The sequence below is a fragment of the Nocardia sp. NBC_00565 genome (assembly GCF_036345915.1).
Lineage (GTDB): Bacteria > Actinomycetota > Actinomycetes > Mycobacteriales > Mycobacteriaceae > Nocardia.
This window is the reverse complement of the sequence record NZ_CP107785.1, coordinates 198,292-218,851: the sequence shown is the minus strand read 5'-3', so window position 1 is coordinate 218,851 and position 20,560 is coordinate 198,292. Positions and strand designations below refer to the sequence as shown.

Annotated in this window: 19 protein-coding genes and 1 pseudogene; 9 read left to right on the top strand and 11 right to left on the bottom strand. The window is 65.8% G+C overall.

From position 1 onward, the window contains the following. Positions 1-349 precede the first annotated feature (349 nt). Entirely contained in the window at positions 350-610 is a 261-nt protein-coding gene (gene rpsT / locus OG874_RS01370) for a 30S ribosomal protein S20 (RefSeq protein ID WP_330253295.1), read from the top strand. A 381-nt stretch (positions 611-991) separates the two neighbouring features. Next, positions 992-1,237, top strand: a complete 246-nt coding sequence (locus OG874_RS01365; protein WP_330253294.1) for a hypothetical protein — start codon at positions 992-994, stop codon at positions 1,235-1,237. A 58-nt stretch (positions 1,238-1,295) separates the two neighbouring features. On the opposite strand, the gene OG874_RS01360 is transcribed toward OG874_RS01365, so the two are convergent. Further along, complete coding sequence (locus OG874_RS01360; protein ID WP_330253293.1) at positions 1,296-2,135, bottom strand: helix-turn-helix domain-containing protein; 840 nt, start codon at positions 2,133-2,135, stop codon at positions 1,296-1,298. 122 nt (positions 2,136-2,257) lie between these two features. Here OG874_RS01360 and OG874_RS01355 point away from each other — a divergent pair, with 122 nt between their 5' ends. Next, the gene (locus tag OG874_RS01355) at positions 2,258-3,328 is read left to right on the top strand and encodes an aldo/keto reductase (protein WP_330253292.1); all 1,071 of its coding nucleotides are present in this window, start codon (positions 2,258-2,260) and stop codon (positions 3,326-3,328) included. Between the two features lie 253 nt (positions 3,329-3,581). Here the strand turns inward: OG874_RS01355 and holA are convergent, their stop codons facing one another. The 5 genes from holA to OG874_RS01330 all read right to left on the bottom strand — a co-directional run bounded on the left by holA (position 3,582) and on the right by OG874_RS01330 (position 10,188). Beyond that, positions 3,582-4,553 carry a DNA polymerase III subunit delta gene (gene holA, locus OG874_RS01350; RefSeq protein WP_330253291.1) on the bottom strand — a complete coding sequence of 324 codons (972 nt, stop codon included), beginning with the start codon at positions 4,551-4,553 and terminating at the stop codon, positions 3,582-3,584. Between the two features lie 445 nt (positions 4,554-4,998). Beyond that, positions 4,999-7,452, bottom strand: coding sequence for a ComEC/Rec2 family competence protein (locus OG874_RS01345; protein WP_330253290.1), 2,454 nt, complete (start codon positions 7,450-7,452; stop codon positions 4,999-5,001). Next, positions 7,449-7,886 (bottom strand): hypothetical protein, encoded by a 438-nt coding sequence (locus tag OG874_RS01340; protein ID WP_330253289.1) that lies wholly within the window; start codon positions 7,884-7,886, stop codon positions 7,449-7,451. The genes OG874_RS01345 and OG874_RS01340 overlap by 4 nt, the downstream gene beginning before the upstream one ends. Before the next feature lie 27 nt (positions 7,887-7,913). After that, a complete protein-coding gene (locus OG874_RS01335; RefSeq protein ID WP_442943486.1) occupies positions 7,914-8,795 on the bottom strand; it encodes a helix-hairpin-helix domain-containing protein in 882 nt (293 codons plus the stop codon). Positions 8,796-9,366: 571 nt separating this feature from the next. Then, a complete protein-coding gene (locus OG874_RS01330) occupies positions 9,367-10,188 on the bottom strand; it encodes a class I SAM-dependent methyltransferase (protein ID WP_330253287.1) in 822 nt (273 codons plus the stop codon). A gap of 62 nt (positions 10,189-10,250) precedes the next feature. Here OG874_RS01330 and OG874_RS01325 point away from each other — a divergent pair, with 62 nt between their 5' ends. Genes OG874_RS01325 through OG874_RS01315 form a run of 3 tightly spaced genes read left to right on the top strand, consistent with a single transcriptional unit; the run spans position 10,251 to position 14,289 of the window. Then, positions 10,251-10,850, top strand: coding sequence for a TetR/AcrR family transcriptional regulator (locus tag OG874_RS01325; RefSeq protein ID WP_330253286.1), 600 nt, complete (start codon positions 10,251-10,253; stop codon positions 10,848-10,850). A gap of 12 nt (positions 10,851-10,862) precedes the next feature. Beyond that, a complete protein-coding gene (locus tag OG874_RS01320; protein WP_330253285.1) occupies positions 10,863-11,063 on the top strand; it encodes a hypothetical protein in 201 nt (66 codons plus the stop codon). Beyond that, positions 11,029-14,289, top strand: a complete 3,261-nt coding sequence (locus OG874_RS01315; RefSeq protein ID WP_330253284.1) for a protein kinase domain-containing protein — start codon at positions 11,029-11,031, stop codon at positions 14,287-14,289. Before OG874_RS01320 ends, OG874_RS01315 begins: the two co-directional genes overlap by 35 nt. Before the next feature lie 91 nt (positions 14,290-14,380). Here the strand turns inward: OG874_RS01315 and OG874_RS01310 are convergent, their stop codons facing one another. The 4 genes from OG874_RS01310 to OG874_RS01295 are packed head-to-tail and all read right to left on the bottom strand — an operon-like array spanning position 14,381 to position 16,815. Further along, positions 14,381-14,686 carry a cytochrome C oxidase subunit IV family protein gene (locus OG874_RS01310; RefSeq protein ID WP_330253283.1) on the bottom strand — a complete coding sequence of 102 codons (306 nt, stop codon included), beginning with the start codon at positions 14,684-14,686 and terminating at the stop codon, positions 14,381-14,383. Between the two features lie 4 nt (positions 14,687-14,690). Beyond that, positions 14,691-15,299, bottom strand: a complete 609-nt coding sequence (locus OG874_RS01305) for a cytochrome c oxidase subunit 3 (RefSeq protein ID WP_330253282.1) — start codon at positions 15,297-15,299, stop codon at positions 14,691-14,693. Then, entirely contained in the window at positions 15,296-16,075 is a 780-nt protein-coding gene (locus OG874_RS01300) for a hypothetical protein (protein ID WP_330253281.1), read from the bottom strand. Before OG874_RS01300 ends, OG874_RS01305 begins: the two co-directional genes overlap by 4 nt. Beyond that, the gene (locus OG874_RS01295; protein ID WP_330253280.1) at positions 16,072-16,815 is read right to left on the bottom strand and encodes a hypothetical protein; all 744 of its coding nucleotides are present in this window, start codon (positions 16,813-16,815) and stop codon (positions 16,072-16,074) included. Before OG874_RS01295 ends, OG874_RS01300 begins: the two co-directional genes overlap by 4 nt. 247 nt (positions 16,816-17,062) lie before the next feature. Between OG874_RS01295 and OG874_RS01290 the strand changes: the two genes are divergently transcribed. Then, positions 17,063-17,626: a TetR/AcrR family transcriptional regulator gene (locus OG874_RS01290; protein ID WP_330253279.1), complete on the top strand. Its 564-nt coding sequence runs from the start codon at positions 17,063-17,065 to the stop codon at positions 17,624-17,626. A gap of 33 nt (positions 17,627-17,659) precedes the next feature. Continuing rightward, positions 17,660-18,409, top strand: a pseudogene (ligD, locus tag OG874_RS01285) (non-homologous end-joining DNA ligase); the annotation flags it as partial. 131 nt (positions 18,410-18,540) lie between these two features. On the opposite strand, the gene OG874_RS01280 reads toward ligD, so the two are convergent. Then, positions 18,541-18,981 carry a VOC family protein gene (locus tag OG874_RS01280; RefSeq protein WP_330253278.1) on the bottom strand — a complete coding sequence of 147 codons (441 nt, stop codon included), beginning with the start codon at positions 18,979-18,981 and terminating at the stop codon, positions 18,541-18,543. Positions 18,982-19,526: 545 nt separating this feature from the next. Here OG874_RS01280 and OG874_RS01275 point away from each other — a divergent pair. Beyond that, positions 19,527-20,453 (top strand): HEAT repeat domain-containing protein, encoded by a 927-nt coding sequence (locus tag OG874_RS01275; protein ID WP_330253277.1) that lies wholly within the window; start codon positions 19,527-19,529, stop codon positions 20,451-20,453. Positions 20,454-20,560 lie beyond the last annotated feature (107 nt).

Sequence of the window (20,560 nt, the reverse complement as noted above, 5' to 3'; positions counted from 1 at the left end):
CGTGGCGGCGAAGCGGGAGTCATGCAAAAATCGTGCTACACGCAGCATTGATGCCGTGTGAGACACAGGTAAATTTCTTGCATCACTCCTGTTTTCCGCTCAATTACTACGGTCGGTAACGTTGCCGATCGACCCGTTCGCGCGGCCTCGGTTTCGTGTGCTCCGGCGGTGAAAATGCGGGTCCGAGGCGGTGTCGATGACGTCGGCGGCAAGACGCGATTTCGTGTGCCACGCGGCGGCTGGTACCCTCGATCTTCGGCGTCGCGTTACCTGATCACTCCGGTTGCAGCGCGCGCTCGCAAACTTTTCCAGCACAGTCCACCAGCGACAGGAACACGAGGAAACAGGCGTGGCCAACATCAAGTCCCAGATGAAGCGGATCCGTACCAACGAGGAGGCGCGCAAGCGCAACCAGTCGGTCAAGTCCGCGCTGCGCACCGCGATCCGCAGCTTCCGGGAGGCCGCTGCGGCCGGTGACAAGGAAACCGCCAACGAGCGCCTGGTCTTCGCCAGCCGCAAGCTGGACAAGGCCGCCTCCAAGGGCGTCATCCACGCCAACCAGGCCGCCAACAAGAAGTCGGCCCTCGCGCTCGTGCTGAACAAGCTCTGATCGCGCCGGTACCCCTGCGGTACCACCCTTGACGTTTGACGCAGCCGCCGTGGCCTCGATGACCGCGGCGGCTTTTGTCGTCCCCGATCGATTATTGAAAGAATCACTCTCTGTATCGGCCGCAGTGAAATCCCAGGCTGGATCAGCGTCACGAACAGCATTTAAGCAACAGTTCAGCAATCTGTTGGCTCTGCGTCGATATCGCCCTCTGGGCGCTGAGTAGAACAACCCCGATGGGTGCCATGTCGTCAAGCCCACCCTGGCAAATAGGTAGAGTAGCGTCGGCTGCCGAATAACCCCCGACTATCGCCGCATCCCACTCCTCGAGCCGGATTCGCATCAGGCAGCGACATGTCGGAGGTTCCCGCTACGATTCGGCGCATGGTTACCGTGTACGCCAATCAGACGCCGGTTCGCTCCGAGGATCTGCCGGATATCGTCCGCGCCGCCGAGGTCCTAGGAATCGGACTGAAAATCGAGAACGTCATGGTTCCCGATGAGGACGGCGGCTACTCGCTGGAGTGGATCGTCACCCGGGACGACGAAATTCCCCTGTACGAGGAGTGGGAAGGCCGCTACGACGAGTCCGAAGAGGACGTCGAGCTAATCCTCACCTCGGTCGAATAACCTCCCTCCCGACGTATCCGCACCCGCACCGAGCGGGTGCGGATCTCCGCCGGGCCGCTCAGGGCTCCAGGTCCGCGCACAGCCGATCCAGCGCGGTCTGGGAGTCCGCATCGGCCGCGCGATAGATGATGATGCGCTGGTCGGGGTCTTGTAGCGGCATGAGCACTTCGTAGTTGACGACCAGCGGGCCGACCTCCGGGTGCCGCAGCGGCTTCCTGCCGCGCCCATGCACCTTGACGTCGTGCCTGGCCCAGCCCTGCGCGAACTCCTCGCTGCGAGCGGTGAACTCGGCGACCAGATCGGCCAGTTCCTGATCGTCGGGGTGGGCGGCCCACGCGGCGCGCAAGTCGGCGATACCCTCGCGAATAATGCGTTCGCGTTCACCGTAGAAGTCACGCATTGCGGGATCCATCAGGCACAGCCACATGGAGTTGCGCTGCCGGGGCGGCAGGGTGCCGAAATCGACGATCAACCTGGCCATCTCCCGATTCCACGCCAGGATGTCGTAGCGGTGGTTGACCAGCATCGCGGGCAGCGGCGACAGATCCCGCACCAGCATGGCCAGCGCGGGTGCGGGGACCGTACTCGGCTTCCCGGCGTTCGGCTGGCGCTGCTGGGCCAGGTCGAACAGATACGCGCGCTCGTCGGTGTCCAGGCGCAGGGCGCGCGAGATCGCCTCCAGTACATCCGCGGACGGGCGCAGGCCGCGGCCCTGCTCCAGCCGGACGATGTAGTCGGTACTCACACCGGCGAGTTCGGCGACCTCTTCGCGGCGCAGGCCCGGGGTGCGCCGAGCCTGCCTGCGCGCGGGCAAACCAAGATCGCCGGGAGTCAGTCGTTCGCGCCGAGCGCGCAGGAAAGCCGCAAGTTCCTGTGTCGCGTTCACCGTGCCAGTCATCGCTTCAGATCCTACGGGTGAATAGGACTGGCTTTCCCAGGAAGAACCTTCCCTTACCGAAGTGGTCGCACCGCTCCAGACTCGGTGGCATCGGAAACGAAGCACGACGACAGGAGCACGACATGTCCGGAGCCCGCACCCTCGATACCTACCGGCAGCTCGGCCGCTCGGGTCTTCGGGTGTCTCCGCTGTCCCTGGGGACCATGACGTTCGGCGCCGATTGGGGTTGGGGCGCCGATAAGGACGAGGCCCGCAAGATCTTCGACACCTACGTCGAGCGCGGCGGCAACTTCATCGACACCGCCAGCCAGTACACCAATGGCACCTCCGAGCAGCTGCTCGGTGAGTTCAGCGCCGACAATCGCGAAAGTCTGGTGCTGGCAACGAAATACACGATGCTGCGGCGACCGGACGACCCGAACTCCGGCGGTAACAGCCGCAAGAGCATGACCGGTTCGGTGGAGGCCAGCCTGCGTCGGCTGAACACCGACTACATCGACCTGCTGTACCTGCACGCCTGGGACTTCCTGACCCCGGTCGAGGAAATCCTGCGCGGTATGGACGATCTGGTGCGCGCGGGCAAGGTGCTCTACGTCGGCATCTCCGACGCACCGGCCTGGCAGATCTCGCGCATGCAGACCATCGCCGACCTGCGCGGCTGGTCGCCGCTGATCGCGCTGCAGATCGAATACAGCCTGATCGAGCGGACCGTCGAGCGCGACCTCATTCCGATGGCGCAGGAAATGGGCCTCGGGGTGGTGCCGTGGTCGCCGCTGGCCAGCGGTGTGCTCACCGGCAAATACCGCCGCGCCGATCTCGATCACGACGCGGCGGGCGCACCGGAGGGCACCCGTAAGAACGTGGCGGCGGCCAACGGTTCACTCACCGAACGCGGGCTCGCCATCGCCGATGTGGTGAAAGATGTTGCGGCACAACTGGGTAAGACACCCTCGCAGGTGGCGCTTGCCTGGACGCTGCGCAATCCGGGCGTGACCGCGCCGATCATCGGTGCGCGCACGGCCGCGCAGTTGGAGGACAACCTCGGGGCGCTCGAGGTGGAGTTCGATGCGGCGCAGGTGGCCCGGTTGGAACAGGCCAGCGCGGTGGAGTTGGGCTTCCCGCACGACATGCTGGCTCGGCCGATGACTCGCGGGGTGGTCTTCGGCGAGCTGAAGATCGAAGGGCGCGACTGAGTTCCGATGGGTCGCTGGTGCGGTGGGACTGATCGCCGCACCGTAGTTCAGTCGAAATCCGTTGGTGCCGTCGTCAGTTCACGCAGGGGACGCTATCGCCGGAGATGGTGCTCTCGACGGGTTGCCCGAGTCCGTGGTCGCCGGGCCGGTCAGATTGCGCACCGCCTGAACGATGGACGCGCGACCCGCCGCACGACCCGCGTGCTGCAGGATCTTGGGATTCCATCTCCAGCAGCGCGATGATCGGGGTGGTTCAGCCAGCCGTGTGCAGGTCCAGGATCTGCATCAGCGCATGTTCCAGCGCGTAGTTGGCGTCGGCGGCACCGCCCTTGACGTCGGCGTTCAGGGTGGCGACGACCTGGAGGGCGGTGCCGATACTGGCCTGGTTCCAGCCGCGGGCCTGGGCTTGGGCCTTCTTCACCTTCCACGGCGGCATGCCCAACTGCTGGGCCAGCTTGAACGGGTCGCCGCGGCCCGCGGAACCGACACGGGCGATGGTGTGTACGGAGTCGGCGAGCGCGTCGGCGAGCAGTACGTGCGGCACGCCGCGGTCATTGGCCCAGCGCAAGGCTTCCATGGCACCGGGCCGATCCCCCGCCACCGCGAGTTCGGCGACATCGAAGCCGGAGATCTCGGCCTTGCCGGAGTAGTAGCGGCGCACCGCGGCGATATCGATCTTGCCGCCGGTATCGGAGGCCAACTGCGAACAGGCGGCGGCCAACTCCCGCAGGTCCGAGCCGACGGCCTCCAGCATCACCTGCACGACATCGCTCGAAACGCGTACTCCGGCGGTCCGGAATTCGCCGCGCACGAACTCCACCCGTTCGGTTGCCTTGGTTAGCTTGGCGCAATCGTGTACCTGCGCCCCCATCTTCTGCAGCGCGGGCGCCAGCGCCTTGGCCCGGCCACCCCCGGAGTGCAGCACCACCAGCACGACGCCCTCGGGCGGATCCGTGGCGGCATCGGTGATCACCGCGACGGCGTCCTTGCCCGCCTCCGCCGCCGACTCGAGCACGATCACCCGATCCTCGGCGAACAGCGAGGGACTCAACAGCTCCGCTAGTTCCGCGGTATTGGCATCCCCCGCCCGCAGCCGATCAACGGGCACCGCATCGGGATCCGGCGCATTCCCCCGCACCTGCGCCGTAATCCCCGCGATCGCCCGCTCGACCAACAGCTCTTCATCACCTAGCACCAGGTGCACTGCCGCAGTCCGTTCGCTCACGACTGGGCCTCGCTGATGCTCGGCTCCGTCGTGCTCGATGGCGTTGTGTCTTTGGTTCGCTCGCTGCGCTCGCTCACGCGAGGCATCTTACGGTCCGCTTCCGACAGACCCATTGGGCCTCACAAACCTCCCCGCTCTGCGACCCATTCGTTCCGCTGCCGCTCCCGCATCGAAGACTAGGTTGACCAGCCGGCGCCATGTCCTGCTCAGTTGCCGAACCCAGCTCCTCCGCCGCCTGGTCCAGGTTGCCTCGGGATGCTCGTTCCCCTGCCACTCTTACATCAAGGCTGGGGTGACCAGCCCGAACAACATCGGCTGCTCGGTTGCAAAGCCCAACTGCTCCGCCTACTGGTCCAGGTAGCCTGCGGGTGCTCGGACAGTCGTCACATTTCTGTTTGCCATGCTCACGCCCCGACTGACAGCAAACTCCTCTAGTTCTTTCGGACTAACGGGATACAGATCCGACCGGCTGGGCGGTCACGGTTCGTAACTGCCGACCCTCGCCCAGGACCAGTACATCGCCCTGTCGGTCGGTGCGCGCTACGACGACCCCCAGAGCGGCCAGATCCGCGAGTACCCCCGGATTCGGGTGACCGAAGGTGTTGTCGGCGCCGACACTCACCAGCGCGAGACGAGGCCGGACAGCGGCGAGGAATTCCCTTGTAGTGGTTCGCGACCCGTGGTGCGGGACTTTCAGAATGTCCGCCTGGACGGAGGCTCCGGAATGCAGCAGCCGCTGTTGCGCCGGAGCTTCGATATCGCCGGTGAACAGGATGCGGCCCGCGGGTGTGGTGGCGGCGATGACGATCGAGCGGTCGTTGGCATCGTCAGCGCTGGGGGTGCTGGTCGGGCGGCGTTCGAGTGGCGCGGGCGCGAGTACGTCCAATTCGACAGTGCCGAAACGCAATACCTGTCCGGCGGAAAGCTCGAGCACTGGGATATGTGCGTGTGCCGCGAGACTTGCGACTTGTTCCGGCCCGCTGACTTGTGCGCGCGGATCTCCCACCGGCCCTGGCGATTTCGGATTCGGCACCGGTGTGGGAGCTCGGCTGGTTCCGGTCGACTCGCCTGAATCCAACTCGGATCTGGATGTATTCGCGGTCTCCCGCTCTCCGATATGACTCGCGAGTGCCGATGCGGGGAGTTCGCCGGGGCCAACCGCCAGGGCGTCGACAGAGCGGCCTTGTAGGGCGCCGGCGAGACCGGCGATGTGGTCGGCATGCGGGTGGGTGAGGACGAGGAGCGCTATTCGGTTGATACGCAGGCGATCCAGGCAGGTGCGGATGGTTCGCGGGTCGGGGCCGACATCGATGACCACCGCTGCGTGGTCACCGACGGATATGGCCAGTCCGTCGCCCTGGCCGACATCGCAGGCGGCCAATACCCAGCCTGCGGGAGGCCAACCCGGATGCCAGACACGGACCGGAATCAGCACCACCGCGACGCCGAGCAGTACGGCAGCGGCAAGGCGGCGCAGCAGCGCGAATCGCAGGGCCAGTACCACGAGAACTACTGCGGCACAGGCGATCAGCCCGCCGATGGTGCCGTCGGGCACCGATATCTCCGCGCCCGGTATGTTCGCCGCGTGCTCGGCGACGAACAGCAGCCACCACAGTGGCGGTTCGGCGCAGCGCAGTACCAGTTCGGCCAGTGGCGGCCAGGCCGCCGCGAGCGCGGTGCCGATCGCGCCGAGCACCGTGACCGGTGCGATCACCGGTTCGACCAGGATATTCGCGAAGATCGCGACCAGGCTGAGGTGTCCGGTCAACGCGACCACGAGTGGTGTCGTCACGACGAATGCGGCGGCTGATACCGCGACGATCTCGGCCGGCACCCGCCACCAGCCACGGGCACGCAACCAGTCCGCCCAGCTCGGAGCCAAGAGGATCAGCCCGGCGGTCGCCAGTACCGACAGCCCGAAACCAGCCCGCACCGCCAGTTCCGGCGATACCGCGAGCAGTCCGATGACCGCCGCGCAGAGTGCGGGCAGCGCTTGTTTGCGACGTCCGGTCAGCAATGCGAGCAACGTGATCGCGCCCATCGCGCCCGCCCGCAGCACACTCGGGTCCGGCCGCGCGAGGACAATGAACATCACCAGCGCCGCCGCCGCGATCACGGCCCCGATGCGCGGGCCGAGGGTGAGCAGCCGCACCGCGCCGAGCACAACCGCCAACAGAATCGTGAAGTTGGCCCCGCTGACTACACAAAGATGTTCCAGCCCAGCGATTTCGAACTCCTCGCGCACCTCGTCGGGCAACGCGGAGGTATCCCCGACGACCAGCGCGGGCAACAGCCCCGCCTGCCGTTCGGGCAGTACCCGCGCGGCCGCGGTGGCAAGGTCGGCGCGCACCACCGCGGCCACCCGCTGCCACCAGGGCAACGCGCCGACCGCGACCGGTGGCCCTTGCGCGCGCAACGTGGCGGCGGTGAGATCGCGATGCCACGGCTGCTCCGACTTAGCGCGAAACTCCACCGCACGACCGGGCAGCAGCTCACCCCAGTCCGCACCGGACGCCAGAACGACCACCGCACCGCCCGCCCGCACGGTCGACGCGCCTTGCCGGTACTCCCGCAGCCGAGCCCGCACCGTCCACTGCCGCTCACCACCGAATGCACTGGACCGCACCGGTTTCGGATCATCGGTCGGCACAACCACCACCCGCACCGAAACCCCGGCCGCGGTATTGCGCAACGGATGTGTCACCACCCGGTGCTCACGCCACGCCCCGGCCGCCGCGAACCCGGCACCGAGCAGCATCGCCGCAAGAGCCGCCACCGCGACCACCCGCCACCGTTCACTCGGATGCGCCAACGCACGCAAGAGCACCACCCACAACCCGATCGCCAACATGACGAGCGCCGCCGCCAGCACCAACCCCGCCATCCACCCCGCCGTCAACGCGACAATCGTTGCCCCCCAACAACACAACGCCGCAGGCAACAACCGAGCATCCAGCACCTCCTCCCCCGAGATCGAATCGGAACCCGCGCCTGCCCCAGAATCGACCTCCCCAGCAATCCGACGACCGGCCTTCCCCACAGCCCGACGGCCCCCGCACGCCGACCGTCGACCGTCATGGTCCCCAACAACTCGGCGACCACCACCCCGCGCACCCCGACCGTCATAGTCCTCAACGGGACGCCGACCACTGCTCCCCACATCGCGGCCGACAGGGCCGCCAACGGTTCGCCGACCACCGCCCCGCGCAGCGCGGCCACGCACCCGACGACCGTGATCCCGAGTGCCCCAGCGACTATCGCCCTCAGCAGCCGAGTCGGCATGATCGCCCACGGTCTGCCGATCACCGCGCTCAGGCAGTCGATCGAACTCATCCGATCCCGATACGCTCCCGGGCACGGTCATGTCGTCACCAGGTCGCGCAGGCGGGCGAGGCGGGCGGGGCCGATGCCGTCGACGTCGCCGAGTTGGGTGATGTCGGTGAATCGGCCATTGGTGGTGCGCCAGGCGACAATTGCGCGGGCGGTGACCGGGCCGATGCCGGGGAGGGCGTCGAGTTCGGCTTCGGTCGCAGTGTTGAGATCGACTTTGCTGGATGAGCGGGGCGATGCGGCGGCGTTCGGCGCCGAAGCGGTCGGCGCTCGTCCGCCCGCGTTGATCGTTGCGCTGCCGAGCTGCGGGCCCGAGTTGGGACCGCTCGGGCCGACGAGTACTTGATCGCCGTCCTGCAAGCGCTGCGCCAGGTTGAGGCCGTTGAGATCCGCGCCGTCCTTCGCCCCGCCCGCGGCGGTCAGCGCGTCGGCGACGCGCGATCCAGGGGGTAACCGCACCAGACCCCCACGGCGCACGAGCCCGACCACACTCACAACCAATTCCGTTGCGGGAGAGTCGCTTACCGATGTCGCTGACGGAACCGAGCCAGGCGGTGCCGCCATCGACAGACCCGCGGAGACCGTGGCCGTACTGGTTCGCACCGCCAGTGGCGGCACCGCCTGCGCGACCGGACGCTCGCGCAACACCACAACTGCCGCGACGATCACCGCCGCCAGCCCGACCGCGGCCAGCGTCACCAATCCCCGCCACCCAGGATCCACCCGACTTCCCCGAAAGCGTTCCGGCACAAGCCGATCCCGCCACCGCGAGCCGGCCTCGGGCTCATCCAGCCAACCCGGAGCGCGCACCTCTTCAGCCGCGTCCACCCAGTCCTCATCCGACTCGACGCTCGGATCCCCTGAGTCGGACCCACGGTCCGCGGTCCGCGCATCCTCAGGGTCGGACTCCACCTCGGGCAGCTGCTCGTCATCCCACCGCCCACTGCCCACACCGGCGAACGGCTTTCCGCGCCCCGACCGGTTTCCGGCACCCGATCGTTCTCCACTCGGTTGTCGGAGCCGCGGCAACCGACCGGTTCTCGACGATTGCGGCAACACCGGGCCATAAACCCCAGTAGCCCCGCGCTCGGCACGCACCGAACCCCCGCCGCCGATCGTTCGGCTGGCACCGACTCGTTCGGTCAACGCGCTCAATCGCCGCCGAACCCGCTCGCGCTCGTCATGTCGTGACATGGCGGCGACGCTAATCCCGGGTCAGGGACGGGCATGGATGCTGAACAGGCGAAATAAAAAGTCTGTTGATAACTTTCGGCCTGTGGATAACCCCGCGCTCCCGGTGCGCGGATTCGCGGCCGACAAGAGCTGCGGCGCAATCCCATCGAGCGGCGCTGACCAGCCACGATGAGGTCCTCCCCACCTTCGAATCTATCCGAGCGAGCGATTGCCCCCAGAGCTGTGGTCCACATTCGCGGACCACATTGCCGAACTCGTTCACCGCGCGGAGGTGACACGCTCCTAGTACTCAGCGGGAGCGCACCGCGGTGACCACTGTCGTGGTGAATTGCACCGTGAAGGAACCGCCCGCCGCGTCGATGGCGGCCCCGATCCCAGCCAGCGCCTCGTCCTGTGTGGCCGCCGAGAACTGCGCATGGCCTCCGGTGGTGGGCAGTTGGTCCAACCACTCATCTCGGGTGTAGGGCCGCTCCCAGGTGAAGCTCCACTGCTCCGGATCACCGAAACCACCAGCGGCTCTTATGCCGTCGGTCACCTTGGCGTACGGCGCCGAGTACGCGCTCGTCGCCGCGGCGGCCGACCAGCGGGCGGCGAGCGAGTCGGGCGCGACCTGGCGATAGACCGCGGCGAAGGCCTGCGCCAATTCGGTCGGTGGCTGGCCGGCGTTCCAGAACGCGGCCAGCCGCCCGCCCGGTCGTAGTACATCGGCTGCCTTCGCGGCTCCGGCGACCGGTTCCACCCAGTGCCAGGTCTGTCCGGAGATGACGGCGTCGAAGGTTCGGCCCGCGGCGTCCCAGGCTTCGAAGGCCGCCACCTCGACCTCGAATCCTTGCTGTCGTGCCCAGTCACCCATCCGGGCATCGACTTCGACCCCGAGTACCCGGCACCCCGCCGCCTGGAATTTGCGGGCGGCGATGCCGGTACCGATGCCGACATCGACCACATCGCGACCGGGGCTCGCGGCGACGATCGCGTCGACCATGGCGTCGGGGTATCGGGGCCGGGCTCGGTCATAGCGTTCGGGGTCCGAGCCGAAGGATTCGGCCAGCTCACGGGCTTGATGGGATTCGCGTGGGGAGCCGGGCATGCGCTCCGGAGGTAGAGTGGGCATGCGCCCACCATAGTGGGCACACGCCCACTTGCCAACCGATCAAGTACAGCGAAGGAGGCACCGTGCCGACAGGCGTGGCCATCCGCGATCCGCGCGAGCAATTGTTCGACGCCGCCGAGCGAATCCTGCTCCGGGACGGACCCAACGCGCTGACCAGCCGCGCGGTCACCACCGAGGCCGGTTGCGCCAAAGGCGTCCTGCACCGGCACTTCGCCGACTTCGACGCCTTTCTCACCGAACTGGTCTTGGACCGCATCGGCCGCATCGATCAGCAGTCCACCGCGCTGCGCGAATCCGCCGGGACCCGCACGGTTGCCGACAACCTCACCGACGCGCTGACCGACATCTTCGAATCGGTCGCCGTGGCCATCGTCAGCCTCGTCACCTTCCGCGACGAACTGCGCACCCGCCTCCGCCAAGTCAGACCACCCGGCGTCCCCCTGCTCACCGAAGCAACGGCCATGCTCGCCACCTACCTCACCGCCGAACGCGGCCTGGGCCGCATCGCCGCGGACGCCGACGTCGACACCCTCGCACTCACCCTCATCGGCAGCGGACACCTACTCTTCGCCGACCGAAAAGACACCCCGCCCGAGCCCACCGCCACCCACAAGCTCGTGACCTCGGTCATCGCGGGCGTACTACGTGAACCGCCGCGATAGCAGTTTCCGCTGATGGGCAACGTTGATTTCGACGAGGGACTGGCGCGGTCGCTGCTGCGCGACCAGCCCAAACCGGCCGGGCTGTCGTTCGACCAGGCTGCCGCGCTGGCCACGGTGGCGTCATGGTCCGGCATGGACGGCGGGGATATTCTGGCTGGGTTAGGGTCACGAGTAGCCGATGGTCAAGAGCGATCCGTTCCAGACACAGCGTGATGTCGGTGTTGATGTCGTCACGGAGTTGAGTGCTGCCGGTTTCGAGGATGCGCAGGAGATCGGGCGGGGCGGTTTCGGCGAGGTGTATCGGTGTATCCAGCGGGCTGTGGATCGCACGGTGGCGGTGAAGGTGCTGACCGGCGAGGTCGACGAGAATCGGGAGCGTTTCTTTCGCGAGCAACGTGCGATGGGGCGGCTGACGGGGCATCCCAATATCGTCGATGTGCTCGAGGTCGGTGAGACCGCGAGCGGTCTGCCCTACCTGGTGATGCGATACCACTCCCACGGCTCCCTCGATGCGCGCATTCGCCGCGACGGTCCGTTGTCGGTCGCAGAAGTGCTGCACCTAGGGGTGAAGATCGCGGGTGCGCTGGAAACGGCGCATCGGGCAGAGATTCTGCACCGCGATATCAAGCCGGGAAACATTCTGCTCACCGACTACGGCGAACCCGCGTTGACCGACTTCGGGATCGCCCACATCGCCGGTGGATTCGAGACGGCGACCGGCACGGTCACCGGTTCACCGGCGTTCACCGCTCCGGAGGTCCTCGGTGGCGACGCCCCGAGCCGGGCCTCGGATGTGTACGGGCTGGGAGCCACGCTGTTCTGTGCGCTGACCGGCCACGCGGCCTTCGAACGCCGCAGCGGTGAGCAGGTGGTCGCGCAATTTCTGCGGATAACGAAGCAACCGGTCCCCGATCTGCGCAAGAGCGGCATGCCCGACGACGTGTGCGCGGTGATCGAGGCGGCGATGTCGCGCGACTCGCGGGACCGCCCGACCGCTGCGGAATTGGGCCGGCAACTGCAGCAGGTGGAACACAATCATGGTTTCGCCGTCGACGAGATGGCCCTGCGCGGTGAAGCAGGGGCCGACCGGGTATCGGCGGTGACGTCGGTGTCGGTGGTAGGGAGCGGCATCGGGAACCTTCCCCTCGAACTCACCAGCTTCGTCGATCGGCGGATCCAGGTGGCCGAGGTCAAGAATCTGCTGGCGGGGTCGCGTCTGGTGACGATGACCGGAATGGGCGGGGTCGGCAAGACCCGGCTCGCACTGCGCGTCGCCCAGATGGTGAAGGGGGATTTCGCCGATGGCGTGTGGCTGGTCGAGTTGGGGGATCTGCGGGATGCGACATTGGTGGTCGACGTCGTGGCCGCCGCTCTCGGTCTGCGGAACCAGAGTGCCCGGCCCAAGCTCGAGGTGATGGCGGAATCGTTGGCCTCGCGCAATCTGCTGCTGGTGCTCGACAACTGCGAGCAGGTGATCGATGCGGTCGCGACGCTGACCGAATCGCTGCTGCGGACCTGTCCGCAGCTGCGGATTCTGGCGACCAGCCGCGAGGCCCTGAGCGTGGGCGGGGAATCATTGTTCGCGGTGCCCCCGTTGGGAATTCCCGATCCGACGGACAAGTCGGCGCTGCACGCGGCGGCACGCTACGACGCGGTGACCTTGTTCGCCGAACGTGGCGCCGCAGCCGTGCCGGGCTTCGAGCTCACCGACGACACCAGGCTCACCGTGGCCCGGATCTGCGCCCGCCTGGATGGGTTACCGCTGGCGATCGAGCTGGCCGCGGCCCGATTGCGGACGATGTCGCCCGAGCAGATCCTGTCCCGGCTCGACGACCGTTACGACCTGCTGACTCGCGGGCATCGCGGTGCCCCGATGCGGCAGCAGACCCTACGGTGGTGCATCGGCTGGAGCTATGACCTGTGCACGCCGGTCGAACAGCTGCTGTGGAATCAGCTGTCGGTATTCGCCGGCGGTTTCGAGCTCGACGCCGCCGAACAGGTGTGCGGCACCGACCTGACCGAGCCGGAATTGCTCGATGCGCTGTCCGCGCTGGTGGACAAGTCGATCCTGATCCGCGAAGAAACCGACGGCACGATCCGCTTCCGGATGCTCGAGACCGTCCAGGAATACGGCAAGGAGAAGGCCGAAGAGAGTGGGAAGTACCTCGAATACGCGCGGCGGCACCGACAGTGGTGCGAACGGCTCGCGACCCAGGCGGAGACCGAATGGGTCGGGCCGCACCAGCTGCAATTGGTTGCCCGGCTGGAGCGGGAACTGCCCAATCTGCGCAAAGCGCTGGAATTCAGCCTGGCCGAGTCCAACGATTGCACGTTGCGGATGACCGCCGCCCTCCACATGTTCTGGACCCTGCGTGGACGGCTCAGCGAGGGCCGCCACTGGTGCGAGCGCGCGCTCGGCCACACGACCGGTGCGCCGACCACCGACCGGGCAAAGGCACTCCACGTAGCTGGTGTTACGGCCGCGATGCAGGGTGACCTCCCGGTCGTCACCGACACCATGACACAGCTCCGGACCCTGGCCGAGCAGACTGCCGAGCCGCTGGTCACAGCCCTGCTCGCGCACGCCGAGGGAAATATGTGTCTTGCCGGCGGTAACGGTGATCTGGCTCGCGCAGGCGCCCTCCTCGCCCATGCCGTCGACACCTACGAAGCATCAGGAAACCTCAAACTGCAGCTGGACGCCCGGATTTCGCTCGGATGGGCCTACGCATTGCACGGGGATACCGAGCGGGCTCTCGCGGACCTCGACAAGGGGCTCGCAATCACCGAATCCGCCGGTGAGACGATGCTTCGTGCATGGTTGTCGTGGGCAGCGGGGTTTACCGTATGGCGAAGGGATGAACCTGAGCGCGCCGTGCACCTGCTGCAGCAGGGGATTCGATCGTCCCGGCTGGTGGCAGATCCGCTCGTCGCCGGGGCCTGTTTGGAGACGCTGGCCTGGATCGCGGCCGACCAGCACCATGCCCGGCGCGCCGCTGTCCTCATGGGTGCCGCCGATTCGCTGGGCCGTGTTACCGGCGGCTCCGCACTCATGTTTCGCGATTTGCACGTCTATCGTGACGAATGCGTCCGGTCCATCCGAAACGCACTCGGCGAACGAGCATTCGAGGCGGCCCGCCAGCAAGGCGCCGCGATGAGTTTCGATACCGCGGTGGGCTTCGCGCTCGGCGAGCGAGCCGAAGCCACCGAGCCGGCCTCCCGTTCAGCAGAAAACCTGACCAAGCGCGAGCGCCAGGTCGCCGATCTCGTTGCCCGAGGTCTGACCAACAAGGCGATCGCCGCCCGGCTGGTGATTTCACAGCGCACCGCCGAGGGACACGTGGAACATATCCTGACCAAACTGGGCTTCACCTCGCGCGCACAGATCGCCGCATGGGCCGCCGACCACCACAGCCCGCAACCGGGCACCTCGGCCTAGTTCGTCACTGTCGTGAAGATCGTGCACGTGCGTCGCCACAGCGGGTTGGGCGTGTGATTGTTGAACGAGCTTCGTGACGGGCAGCCACTATTCAGTAGAGGTAGATGGCGAGCACGGTTATCCAGATGACAGCCAGCCAAGTGTCGGTGGTGATTTTCAGCCAGGTCGGGGCGTGTCGGATTTCCATGAAGTAGCGGATGATCAGGCGGCATTTGATCAGTCCGAGGACGACCACGGCGATGATGAGTCCGGTGTCGAGCCTGGTGGTGGTGTCGGCGTGGCCGGGGGCGAGTTGCCAGGCGAGGAGGGTGATCGCTGTGAGTGCGATCCACGCGTAGATGATGATGCGTTTGTCGTGTCGGATTCGTGTTTTGTCGGTGGCGGTTCGGGTCGTCATTGGGTTACCTCATGAGGTAGATGATGGCGAAGATGACGACCCAGAGCAGGTCGATCATGTGCCAGAACAGGGCGCCTTGTTCGACGATGCTCACGCGTTGTTTGCGGGGGTTGCGTAGCTCTTGGACGACGATTCCGAGGATGAGCATGCCGAGTAGTAGATGTGCGAGGTGGATGCCGGTGAGGACGTAGTAGAAGCTGAAGAATTCGTTGGCGACGGTGTAGCCATTGGTTACCTCGTGGTGCCATTCATAGATTTTCAGGACGATGAATACCAGTCCGCATGCGCCTGCGGCGAATACGAGTCGTCGCGCTGTCCGGATTGCTCCCTGTCGGGTCGAGATGACGGCCAGGGCGACGAACATGGAGCTGGTGAGCAGCACGACGGTGTTGGTGACACCGATGTCGATGTTGAGATGTTGCTGGGCGGTGGAGAACTCTTGGGCCGATCTCGCGCGGAAGACCATGTAGACGACGAAGTAGCAGCCGAAGAAGAACAGGTCGCCCAGGATCATCACCCACATGTCGATATCGCCGGGCATGTGTCGTGCGCGTTCAGCTTTGGCCGAGAGTGGTTCGGTCTCGGGGGAGATGCCTTGATCGGAGATGGTCATCGCGTGACCTCGGCGGGATAGCGGGGCGGGGTGTTTGTGGTCTCGGCTTTTGTGGCGTTGCGCATGATCGGTAGCAGGCACACGACCCACAGTCCGAAGACGACTACCGCGATGTAGAAGGTGATCATTCCGTTCCAGGAGAACGCCCCGGAGCGGAAGACCCACATCTGGGTGGCGAGGACTTCGGTGACGATCTGCCAGATGGAGATGTAGGCGAACCATTTGGGGAAGATGTGGTTGCGGTCGTAGAGGATCGCGATCGCCAGCACGGTGTAGGCAGCGGTGAAGCAGCCCAGGGATCCGTTGTAGGACAGCATGCCCAGGTCGTAGAGCAGGTGTTGGATCGCGGGATCGCGGTCGGGGCGGAAAGTCGCGGTGAGCCAGCAGATGAGCAGCACTTGGAACCCGGGGATTGCGCCAACTCCCATTCCAGCGATGTAGGCGTAGGCCAGCAGCGATCCCGAGGACATGCGTTTCATGAAGTAGCCGATGATGCCGTTGGAGACCGCCGCTCCGCCCGCGAGGACCAGTAGCACGGCGAAACCGGCCTGGATTCCCCACTGATGCTTGTCGAACCACTGCGCCACTTGCAGATCGGTCACGTCCGGGCGCGGTGGTGGTGTTGCCCTGCCGAAGAATACGACCCCTACCGACAGGGCGGTGTAGAAGGCGGCGAACAGCCAGTAGGTGATCCAGACATCGAGCCCCGCTCTGCTTTTCGGGGTGGCGTTTCTTGCTGCACCGCTGTCGGGTGAGGTGGTGGTCACGGCGGTCATGACGTGATCCCCTCCTGCTGGATCTGGCGTCGGAGCGCGGATCGCACGAGGAAGAACATCACCGCGACGAACAGAGCGAAGGCGCCGTTGCGGAGCCAGAACGACACGAAGCCGTCCCACGCCAGCGGCCCGTCCCGGAACACCGCGGCACCGGCCGAGGGGGCCATGGCCAGCGCTGTCAGAAGTGAGTAGGGCGAGACCCATTTCGGGAAGATCGGTTGCGGTTGTTCATCGAAATACACTGCCAGAGCGAGCAATACGAACTGGGCGACCAGCATGCCGATCGGCGCGATGAAGATGATCCAGGCGAGGTCGTTGAGTACCTGAACCAGTTCCGCACCCCGGTCGGGGCGGAAAGCGGCGACGGCGAAGAAGATGTTCGACAACGCGAACAAGGTCACTCCGGCGACGATCGCGGTGAGGTAGGAGAAGGCGAAGATGTGGCTCTGGCCGCGCATGCGCAGCATCTGACCCATGATCAGCACGAAGAACGGCACGATCATGACCCCGCACAGGTTGAAACCGACCATGCTGAATCGGATCAGCGGTGTGTTGTCGGCGTAGAACTGCGCTACCTCCGTCGCTGTCATATTCGGCGACATCGGCGGGAAAAAGCCGGGAAACCCCACGAACAGCACGAGCAGCACCAGTGCGACCACCGGGGTCGACCACAGGATCACCTGCTGGGCTCTCAGATTCGTGGCAGTCGATTGCTCCTCGTCCTCGGTGAGTGTCTGCATGTCGTTGACTCCCGTCGGATGAATGGGTTGTCGAGGTCGGACCGGCCACCGTGCGGCGACGCCGGCGGATGATTGCGCCGCTGGGGCTCATGGGGAGGAGCATCGCAAGTTTTCTGACTATGGTCAATAATTGTGGTGCGGTAGAATCCCTGCTATGGCGATAGATTCACACAGGCCAAGAGGTGACGATCGTCAGAAAAGGGCGGCGCCGGTCCGGGCTCGATCCCATGCCAGCCGGGAAGCGATCATGCAGGCGGCCATGGCGTTGTGGCGCACCAAGGGTTTCGCCGATACCACGGTCACCGACATCTGCAAAGCCGCCGGTGTGTCGAAAGCGCTTTTTTACGTGTACTTCTCACGCCGAGAGGACGTACTCCTCGAAGTGGAGGTGTTCACCATGCGCGACGCGCATCTGGCCGCCGAAGCCGTCGTCTCGGGCCCTTACGAACTGGTCGACGTGATCACCGCGGTCATCGGCACCCTCGAACAGCGTGCCCGTCACTACCCCCCAGAGCTGATCTTCGAAGCGGTTTTGGAAACGTACCGGCTCGAACGACGGGCCCTCGCCGAGGGCGCCACCCAGGCCGACATCGCCTACCTTTTTCTCGAACCCTTCCGGCAAGCCCACCGCGACGGCCGCATCCCCGTCGAGGTCGATGTCGTGCGCGCGGCCCGCATCGCGCAGATGCTGGTGGCCGACGGTATCCGCTGCTGGGCCGCCGCAGGCTTCGACGACCCCGACCTCACCAAAACCCTCGCCGCCGAGATCAGCACCCTGCTCACTGCGGCCCACACCACCACGCGCGTGTGAGCAGCGCGGCAGCCGCACGCGAAGGCAGGTCTCGGCGAGTTCGTGCTCGACGGGGAGATCGTCGTGTTCGATGCCGCCGGACGGCCCTCGTTCGAAGCGCTGCAGCCACGCATTCATCAGCGCGGCCCGGCTGCCATCCGCACCCTGGCCGCGGCCGTCCCCGCGATCTACATGATCTTCGACCTGTTGCACATAGGTGACCGACCGCTGGTCGACCTGGCCTACCAGCAGAGACGGGAGCTACTCGATCGCATCAGCCCGCACGGTCCCCATTGGCGGATCTCCTCGCAACTGCATGGATACGGTGCCGACGTGCTGGCCGAATCACGCCGACTCGGACTCGAAGGCATCGTCTGCAAACGCCTCGACAGCCCATACCTCCCCGGAAGACGCAGTCCCGCCTGGATCAAAGTGAAGAACACCCGCGATCAGGAGGTGGTGATCGTCGGCTGGAAACCGGGCACCGGCCGGCGGGCCGGGCACATCGGCTCACTGCTGATGGCCGTATACGACGACACCGGGAAACTGACCTACATCGGCAACGTCGGCACCGGATTCGCTCAGGTGATGCTCACCGACCTATTCGCGAAACTCCGACCGCTGCAACGCAACACGGCCCCTGTCGACGCCCTGGTCGCCGACGCCATCTGGGTCGAGCCCGAACTTGTCGGTGAAGTGACCTTCACGGAGTGGACAGGTGAGGGTCGGCTCCGGCACCCGTCCTGGCGCGGACTACGCCCCGACAAAACACCACGTGAAGTCACCCGCACGGCACCGTCCTAGATGCGACGGCCGAACAGACATCCGGGAATGCCGCGGAGCGCGCGGTTGGCGGATGAGATCCACTGCGGCTCAGGACATTCGCACGTGCCGATGTGTGTGCTGGGTCCCGAACGGGACGAAGCGGCACCCCTTCAGCTCAGCTGCTCGGCTAGCCCGACGATGATGTCTTCGGGGCCACGGACGTAGCAGAGCCGATAGCTCTGCTCGTACTGCTCGATCTCGCCGACGAGTTCGGCGCCGTGGGCGCGTAGGCGGGCAACGACGTCCTCAATGTCATCGACGGCGAACATGATGCGACGAATGCCCAGCGTGTTCGCCGGTGCGTTTTTCGGCTCAGCGCTGATCGCCTTCGGCGTGTGGAACATCGCCAACTCGACCCGGCCGTGGCCGTCCGGAGTCCGCAGCATTGCGACGTCCTGCCGGACGTCGTCGACCCCGATCACACGTTCCACCCAACGTCCCTCGACAGGCCCCTTACCCTCCAACTCCATACCGAGTTCGACGAAGAACGCAACAGTAGCGTCGAGGTCCTCGACAACGATGAGAACGTTGTCCATCCGCTGAATCGCCATAGCCCTAATCTCTTTTGTTAGTAGGCCCCAACGTGGGCTTTGGTGCGCACGACAGTAGTGACCTACGGCGACACGGAAACTCATCGCCTGGCCAAGGATGTCGAGAACTGCCTGCCGGCTCCGTTCCCAGGGCAGATGCGGCCACTTGGCCGTGCGACGAAGAAGCAGAACCACGCGGGCCTCGACACAAGACCGCCGCGCGCCCACAGTGGATCAGACCACGAGTCGGCGGGAATGGATCGCTTGTTGAACACCAACCCGGTCGGCCGGAATCGCGAAGACGACCGCGCAGGAGCGGTGTTCAACAAGTCCTGTCGGGCGTTCTCGTACGGTCCAGCAATCGTCAGCTGGATTGGATGGCTGTCTGAACGTCCGCACATAGCCGCTTCCCGCACTGATCGAACCGGCTACGGGGCACGCCCGAAGATCAACGGGCTGAGACCATCTCGGCATCGGCAACACACTGAAATGCTGTCCGATGCCAGATGACGTGACGCAGATCCAGCGCGGTGACCTGCAGTGTGTCAGGTAGGTGGCAGATCGTGATGGCTGGTTTTCTGTCAGATTGCCGATGCAAGTCACCGTCCAGGTTCACGTGCGTTTCGGGCGGCGCTGACCACGCAAAACGTGGTCGGGGGGACGAGATTATCGCCAGGTACCGTTGGGCGGTGAACCCAGCTGATGCGCGACGCCTCAAAGACGGTGATCTCGAGACCCGCGAGGAAAATCTGCGGCTCCTGCTCGTGCGGGCTGCTGAGGGCGACACATCCGCCAAGGAAGCACTGTGCGCGCTCGTCCGCGACTATCCCGACTACCACCGGTCGCTCTACAGCCGGGCGTTGAACCGGGCGGTGGTCTTCGGCGACGAAACTCTGAAGGCACCGCTGCTCGCGTCACTTGCCGACACTCGGTACAACTGCCAGGCATGGGCGGCGATGGGCTGCGCGGCGCTTGGCTTCCGCGACGCGGTTCCCGGCTTGGTCGCGATGCTCGACCACCCACAGGAGATGGCTCGAGAGCAAGCGGTGATCGCGCTGGGCGCGCTCGGCGACGAATCGGTTGTCCCGGCGCTCACGCCCGTGCTGCGGGACTCGATCGGAGGAATGCGCGAACGTGCCGCCGAGGCCCTCGGCATGATCGGCGGCGATGCAGCGCTGGCTGCACTATGGGACGAACTCGAGAACCGCCGGTACTACCGCATCGGCTATATCGCCAGCGCGCTGGCCAAATTCGCTCCGGACGTCATCCCGAGGCTGTGCGAGGCGGCCGACAGCGACGACCCGGACCAGCGATACTGGGCGGCTGTCGCGCTCGGTTCGACCGGCGACGATCGTGCCGTGCCGATGCTGGAACGGATGATGGCCCACGACCGGGGCTCAACAGTCTTCGACGGAATGGTGAGCGTCGCCGCAAAGAAAGGCCTGCGCACGCTACGACGAATCCAAGCCGCAATCGCAGCCCGCGAATCCTGAAAGTCCAGCTGCGGCAGGCCAGCGGCCGCGCTGATGAACTCGGCCCAGCAGCCCTCTGCTCGCAGCGGCGACAACACGACCCACGACGACCAATCCAGAATGTCGTT